Source organism: Paenibacillus sp. FSL H7-0716, from assembly GCF_038002705.1.
Taxonomy (GTDB): domain Bacteria; phylum Bacillota; class Bacilli; order Paenibacillales; family Paenibacillaceae; genus Paenibacillus_AQ; species Paenibacillus_AQ odorifer.
Genome location: NZ_JBBODA010000032.1, coordinates 59,890 through 65,889 on the forward strand (window position 1 = coordinate 59,890; position 6,000 = coordinate 65,889).

Consider the following 6,000-nt stretch of genomic DNA (forward strand, 5'->3'; position numbering starts at 1 on the left):
TTTAAAGTTAAGAGTGTTGAATATAGAAAAGTAATCGGTCATTGTTTTTTGTTGATTAGCTAGACTCTAAGAGTAGCATCGATTAATCTGAAGAAGTGGAATGCGGGTTATGATTGAATCGTGGACATAGATAAACGGAGGCTGACTATGACTTACTCACAGATCTGGAACAACTCAGGAAATGAAGCCGATATTCTCTATTTGGAACAGCAGATTGAAACCGTTAAAAAAGAAATAAAACGAGCAGAAGCTGCAGAGCTACAGGAAATATTGGAACAAGCAAATCGTAAGCTGGCTGAACTGGAAGCGAAGCTGGACGAGCTGGAGGATTAGGAGCTCGCCGCCCTTTTGTACCGTTTGAACTTTATGTTTCTGAATTTGCACCGGTGTCTATATAGTTTTATAATTGTAGCTTACTGAATCGTATTACTGGGAGGAATGGGGAAATGGATAAAAACAGAAAATACATGCTTGTCGGTGCACTTCTGACAGGGGTAGGTGTCTCTTTGATGGCCTATACAGCAAGCCGCTATACTTCGTTTAAACGAATCGTAGCCAATACCATCCGTTTGGAAGAAATCGCCTCTCTAGAAATCTCGCGATTGTCTTCAGTTCCCGGTGAAAAGAAAGACATCATTATTACTGATCCTGCTGTTATTGAGCGGATTTTTGCTGATTTCTCACATGTTCAATTAATGAAATCGGCCAGAAATGTCAGTTCTGACAAAAACTTTAGCTATTATATTACGATAGTTCAGGCTGACTGCAAGCAACGATTTGATATTATTTTAAAAAGCAGACAGCATATGATCATTTATGATAATGATTTAAGCAATCCTCACTTGAATGCCTATAAAATTATCAGTCCTTATTATCCACAAGCACTGGAACAGGTTTTTGACTGATTATATAGAAGTGCGTAATGAAGTAATATCATAGCCCATTTCCTGCATAGCATCCAATCCATTTATGATCTCTATTGTCCGGGTGCCGTCCCAGCCTTTAGCCGTTCCATATTCGATCCATTCGCGGATACGCTGTGGATGATTTAGATTATAGACATCATCAAAACCCTTTTTATGGTTTTGCAGCAGATAGCCTGTATTTAGCGGACAACCGGCAATAGGATCATCCCATGTTAGGATTTGGATGCAGAGGGGGTGGAGCTTTACATTTTTATGATAAATCTTTAATTCAAGCTGACTCCGTTCGTCATGGATTCTCATGCCCAATATATAGCTGTATTCCAGTTCCCTGAGCGTGATAGAACGCAGCTTTTTTTTCATGAAAATCGCCTCTCATCCTAATAATTTTGTTATCATAGCAAGCATAGGGATATTTTTCAAGCAATCAACAGGGAGGATGTTCATATGAAGTATGAATTTGGGGTCATGGCATCCATTACAGAATTGGTGGAGTACCCGGATGAGCAGAGTGATACCTATATTCCGCACCCGAATTTTCAGATCATCATGGATCAACTGGGTATTACAGTACCTGTTGCGGAGATTTATGAACATTTTTTTGCCAACCCTGTTCACACCGGACATGTGCTCGTTTACAGCAATCCAGAGCAGCCAAACGCTTGTATTGTCCTCGACACTTACCGTGATCCGCTGGACCAGCTAGATATGATTTATTTCGGATGGCGCTGTTCGTCCGTGAAAGACAATATCCGTGAGCTGTCCCGGCGTTTTTATGATGAATGTGAATTTGCGGTCCGTTATGAAGAAGGTCAATCCGTGCTTTACAAGGTGTTGAAGGAGGATACCTATCCGCGAAAATTTTACTACAATACTGTGTTTGAGCAGCAGTTGAAGCGATATCCGGCAAAATAAGCGATAGAAATACATACCCGAATCACTTAGCACAAAAACGCGAGTTCAGGGCAGTGCCGCCCGGACTCGCGTTTTCTATATACCTGTTTTTGAAATGCTCTGCATCATTTAGGCAATTACTGTGCCGTCAGCAGCTGCTCCAGAATTTCGGAGGAAGCAGCGGATTTGAGCGAACTTTCATTTTTTTGTTGCGAACAGGCACTAACACAAAAGATAAACTTAACAGTAAACTGAGGCACAAAGCATAAACAGATTTAGCTTTCACCGTGAGTTCCTTACAAGCGGTTATTTTGACTTCTTGGCGGGAATATGGATGGGTTTTGTTGATAATCATTCTCAACGTTGGTAAAAATAAAAAATATCATAAGACATGATAGGCCTGCGCCCAACTATTTTTTGCTGCTGCAAACGGCAATATAATTCAGATCTTTACCTGTCGTATTAAAAAAGCTATACATCTTTTTGAACTGTTCCCGGTTCTCTTTCTTGAGCCCGTTTTTCACAATACGCAGCGCTCCGATAACCCCTTCATCGCGAATGAGTCCATCGATACTCATCAAGGACATGGGTCCGGTAGCATTGTCCACTTGCTTAAAGCCTGCGGAGTGGAACAATCCCGCCCAATGCCCAACGGTCAGTGGCTCGACATTGATGTGAATGGTGCGGCGCAGCTCGGCTAGACGTTCTTCCATATTATCTTTGGCGAAAGTAATATCATGGGTTAGCAGAATGCCGCCAGGCTTCAGTACCCGATAGTATTCGGCGACTGCCTTTTCCTTCGCAGGCTGGTTAAGCATCGTGAGCATGGCTTCATTAATGACAACGTCAAAGCTCTCATTCTCAAAAGGTAGCTTCATCGCATTGCCTTGCCGAACACGGATATAGTTTTCCAGATTGGCATTTTTGATATTTCGGTTTGCTTTTTCCAGCGCCCGCGGGTCCATATCAATGCCGGTAATTTGACAGTGGTATTTCCCGGCTAATTGAATGGAGGTGGTGCACATATTGCAGGCTACCTCCAATACCTGGCTGTCCGTACTCAGATTGGCTTGCTGGATCAGCCAGTTGGTTGCTGCAACGCCGCCGGGCCGCAAACGTTTTTTTCCCAGCCGCGCCAAAAAATTATGGCCTACTTCCTTTTTCATCGCATTCACCCCATTACTTATCCGGCTTGACTACAACCAGAAGCATCTGAAACGGCTCTGTTGCGTGTAGGGCATGCGGAATATTGGCCGGCATAACGAGGGTCTCCCCGGCATGAACTGTGTACTTGTCTTCTCCAATTGTAATCTCTGCTTGCCCGGATAAAATGTTGACCATGGCATCGCCCGGGGAAGAATGTCCCCCAATTGACGAGCCTTTGTCCAGCGAAAGAAGGGTCATTGCCAAATTTGGCCGCTGTACAAGAGTCAGACTGGAAACCTGCTGTTCTTCTATTGTGATGATGTCTTTCAAATCTATGACTGCGGATTGCGGCAGTTTTTTAATAAATAAACCTGTTTCCATTTTGAATACCTCCGTTTTATATACTGATTTGCAAAAATTTGCAGCTGCTGCGGGCGGAATAATCATGCCATGTGCCCGCTGGGACGATAACGGATGCGCCGGCTGTCAATTGATAGGGCTCTTCCGCCACCAGCAGATGAAGCTCGCCTTCCAGCACATGGATGATTTTAGTTTTGGGGGAGGTCTCCGAACTGATGGTCTCCTCCTGATCCATGGCATACAATACCCATTCCGGTTGTGCCGTTATTTCGGCTGCAGCTACGGGCAATGCCAGCGCTCGGCTCGCAATCCGGTGCGGCTTGACGCTGATCATATCTGTTAAGAAAAATATCTTGCCGGCTGTAATTCCACTCATACGATCCCCCTGTTCAAAGTACAGTATTTTGTTTATTTCCAAATTGCTTGATTGAATGATTCCTGCAATTTGATATAATGAGAATGATCAATGAGAACTATTCTCATTTATTTTATTGTAGCAGAGTATTCATCATGACTCTGTTGCCATGGCAACAGGAGGCTGAGAAAATTGCAGAAATATCTGAGCAGGATACAGAGCACCACTTTGTTTAAGGGCTTCGCGGACCGGGAGGTGCAGCAAGCGCTGAGCTGTCTGCAGGGCACAATCAAGGATTTTGCGCGGAAGGAGGTTGTTTTTAAAAAAGACGATATTCTAGATTCGGTGGGCATTATTATCCATGGCAATGTTTTGTTATGCAAAGATAATATCTCAGGTATGAGATTTATTTTCTCGGAACTTGGGGATGGGGAAATCTTTGGCGAAACGGCGCTTCGCCTTGTCCAAGAGCACAGCGGGTATGAAGCGGTGGCGGGATCGGAATGCCGGATTCTGTTTATCAAAATAAATAAAATCGTCCGGCCCGGCCAGGACACTTGCCATTTAAGGGGCCGGATCATAGAGAATATGCTGGCCCTGCTGCTTGAGAACAACCGGTCTATCTATCAAAAGCTGGATCTGGTCTCCCACAAATCGCTGCGGGACCGTATCCTGCATTATTTGGCCCTCCAGACCAAAAAAAACAATTCCGCCTGTTTTGAAATTCCGTTTACCCGCAGCGACCTGGCTGATTATTTGACTGTTGACCGCAGCGCCTTGTCCAGAGAGCTGCAGCGGATGGCGCAGGACGGGCTGATCCGGTTTAATCGAAATCAATTCGAGCTGTTGGACGCGGAGAATCAGCTGCGGATCAGCGATTTTTAGAATGATTTCTCCAAACATTGAAAAGAAGCAAACAGAGGGAATAATCAGCTAGAAAACGCATTGGGAAAGGATTTGACCGAACTAAAAAGTGCGAAAGAGGTAGTTGAAGTTCAGCTAACTGTTGACTTGAGTTTTGATTTTAGCTATCTATCGTAGTTACTCATAAATACAAGAGCCCGCGTCCGACGCGGGCTCTCGTATTTTACTCTACTCCAGTAGCCACCGGATTCTCCTCATAACTAATCCAATCACTCCAGCTTCCTGCATACAGTCGAACTTTTTTGTACCCGGTCTTCTTGTCAAGGGTCTCATTCTGACCGTAACACATGTCGAGCCTTATAATCGGCTTCGAATCATTTGGGATTTTCGCTGAAACTACGGGATGCTTCGGTACTAACGACGTTCAACCGCAGGCGGGGGAAGAAAGCTATAAAAATCTGATCTAGTAAGCTTCGTGCATACTGACATGCGAGGTAAATGAAGCTTCGTTTCGATAGGCACAATCTCTGATACCCGGCGTTTCGATGCATTTATATGAGCTTAGGAGACTGAACAATAAAGAGTGCATGTTCGGGAAGGACTTGCTGTAAACCATGTTGAAGAGATACCATTTAATTTACTGAAAAGATTAAGTGTATACTGATTTATCCTTTATATGTAGATAAAATGCCTTTTTTATTGTTTAAAATTTTTTCTTCTTTATTTAAAATTTTTTTTGGTATATTATGCAATTATGAATTAAGAGTCTAATAAGTCCAAAAAAGGGAGTGGTAGAAGAAATGAAGAAAATTGTTAGTACTGCGATTGCTTTATTCCTATGTTTAAACAGTTCTATTAGCCTTGCGCAAACGGCGGTGAAGACCTCTGCCGATTTTACTGACCTAAAGGATCTGGATGCTGCGACGAAAGCCAAATTCGATGCCATGATTTCGGCAGGCATATTTGACGGCGTAACCGATACGACATTCGGGATAAAAGATGAAATGAACCGTGCACAGTTTGCCAAGGTTGCCGCGTTGATCACGGGTCTTAAAGTCGAGACTTCGTTGAAGACGTCCAGTTTCTTAGACGTTAAAGCTGATGACGCCGCCAATGGATATGCACTACCTTACATAGAAGCGCTTAGAAAATCCGGAATTACAGATGGCTATGGAGAAGGTATATTCGATCCGGCCGGCAAGGTGACAAAAGAACAATTAGCTACATTCTTGGTTAGAATGTTAGGAAAAGATACAGAGGCAAAGGCCCTAACAGGAACCGATGTAACGGTATCCAATTGGGCACAAGGTTATGTCGCAGAGGCATTATTATTGAAATTGTTACCTGCAGGTACTAATGGAATTTTCGGCGGACAAACGAATGCAACGCGCGATCTGCTCCTTACAGGAGCGTATGAAGCCAAACAACAGTATGTGGCGCTGACAACACCAACACCAA

The 6,000-nt window shown here is 43.7% G+C and carries 9 protein-coding genes and 1 pseudogene; 5 read left to right on the plus strand and 5 right to left on the minus strand.

All coding sequences use genetic code 11. The features are described from left to right. Window positions 1-147 precede the first annotated feature (147 nt). Together MHH60_RS27225 and MHH60_RS27230 are read left to right on the plus strand one after the other, a co-directional pair. Window positions 148-333, plus strand: a complete 186-nt coding sequence (locus tag MHH60_RS27225; RefSeq protein WP_076135654.1) for a hypothetical protein — start codon at window positions 148-150, stop codon at window positions 331-333. Window positions 334-446: 113 nt separating this feature from the next. Beyond that, on the plus strand, window positions 447-905 hold the full coding sequence (locus MHH60_RS27230) for a hypothetical protein (RefSeq protein WP_076126068.1): 459 nt from the start codon (window positions 447-449) through the stop codon (window positions 903-905). Here MHH60_RS27230 and MHH60_RS27235 read toward each other — a convergent pair whose 3' ends face one another. Continuing rightward, on the minus strand, window positions 906-1,286 hold the full coding sequence (locus MHH60_RS27235; protein WP_076135656.1) for a hypothetical protein: 381 nt from the start codon (window positions 1,284-1,286) through the stop codon (window positions 906-908). Between the two features lie 84 nt (window positions 1,287-1,370). Between MHH60_RS27235 and MHH60_RS27240 the strand changes: the two genes are divergently transcribed. Next, complete coding sequence (locus MHH60_RS27240; protein ID WP_076135658.1) at window positions 1,371-1,838, plus strand: hypothetical protein; 468 nt, start codon at window positions 1,371-1,373, stop codon at window positions 1,836-1,838. A 389-nt stretch (window positions 1,839-2,227) separates the two neighbouring features. On the opposite strand, the gene MHH60_RS27245 is transcribed toward MHH60_RS27240, so the two are convergent. Genes MHH60_RS27245 through MHH60_RS27255 form a run of 3 tightly spaced genes read right to left on the minus strand, consistent with a single transcriptional unit; the run spans window position 2,228 to window position 3,699 of the window. Further along, complete coding sequence (locus tag MHH60_RS27245; protein ID WP_076135660.1) at window positions 2,228-2,983, minus strand: class I SAM-dependent methyltransferase; 756 nt, start codon at window positions 2,981-2,983, stop codon at window positions 2,228-2,230. A 13-nt stretch (window positions 2,984-2,996) separates the two neighbouring features. After that, window positions 2,997-3,344 (minus strand): cupin domain-containing protein, encoded by a 348-nt coding sequence (locus MHH60_RS27250; RefSeq protein WP_076135662.1) that lies wholly within the window; start codon window positions 3,342-3,344, stop codon window positions 2,997-2,999. A gap of 16 nt (window positions 3,345-3,360) precedes the next feature. Beyond that, window positions 3,361-3,699 carry a cupin domain-containing protein gene (locus MHH60_RS27255; protein WP_076135664.1) on the minus strand — a complete coding sequence of 113 codons (339 nt, stop codon included), beginning with the start codon at window positions 3,697-3,699 and terminating at the stop codon, window positions 3,361-3,363. 171 nt (window positions 3,700-3,870) lie between these two features. Between MHH60_RS27255 and MHH60_RS27260 the strand changes: the two genes are divergently transcribed. After that, a complete protein-coding gene (locus MHH60_RS27260; RefSeq protein ID WP_076135665.1) occupies window positions 3,871-4,563 on the plus strand; it encodes a Crp/Fnr family transcriptional regulator in 693 nt (230 codons plus the stop codon). A 202-nt stretch (window positions 4,564-4,765) separates the two neighbouring features. Here the strand turns inward: MHH60_RS27260 and MHH60_RS27265 are convergent. Beyond that, window positions 4,766-4,858 (minus strand): annotated as a pseudogene (locus MHH60_RS27265) (sulfurtransferase); the annotation flags it as partial. A gap of 484 nt (window positions 4,859-5,342) precedes the next feature. Here MHH60_RS27265 and MHH60_RS27270 point away from each other — a divergent pair. Then, the coding region (locus tag MHH60_RS27270) for an S-layer homology domain-containing protein (RefSeq protein ID WP_341161180.1) at window positions 5,343-6,000 on the plus strand (658 nt) is incomplete at its 3' end.

Coding starts and splice junctions, on each gene's coding strand:
- MHH60_RS27250 (WP_076135662.1), bottom strand. CDS start 3,344: ATGGAAACAGGTTTATTTATTAAAAAACTGCCGCAATCCGCAGTCATA.
- MHH60_RS27240 (WP_076135658.1), top strand. CDS start 1,371: ATGAAGTATGAATTTGGGGTCATGGCATCCATTACAGAATTGGTGGAG.
- MHH60_RS27255 (WP_076135664.1), bottom strand. CDS start 3,699: ATGAGTGGAATTACAGCCGGCAAGATATTTTTCTTAACAGATATGATC.
- MHH60_RS27225 (WP_076135654.1), top strand. CDS start 148: ATGACTTACTCACAGATCTGGAACAACTCAGGAAATGAAGCCGATATT.
- MHH60_RS27230 (WP_076126068.1), top strand. CDS start 447: ATGGATAAAAACAGAAAATACATGCTTGTCGGTGCACTTCTGACAGGG.
- MHH60_RS27235 (WP_076135656.1), bottom strand. CDS start 1,286: ATGAAAAAAAAGCTGCGTTCTATCACGCTCAGGGAACTGGAATACAGC.
- MHH60_RS27245 (WP_076135660.1), bottom strand. CDS start 2,983: ATGAAAAAGGAAGTAGGCCATAATTTTTTGGCGCGGCTGGGAAAAAAA.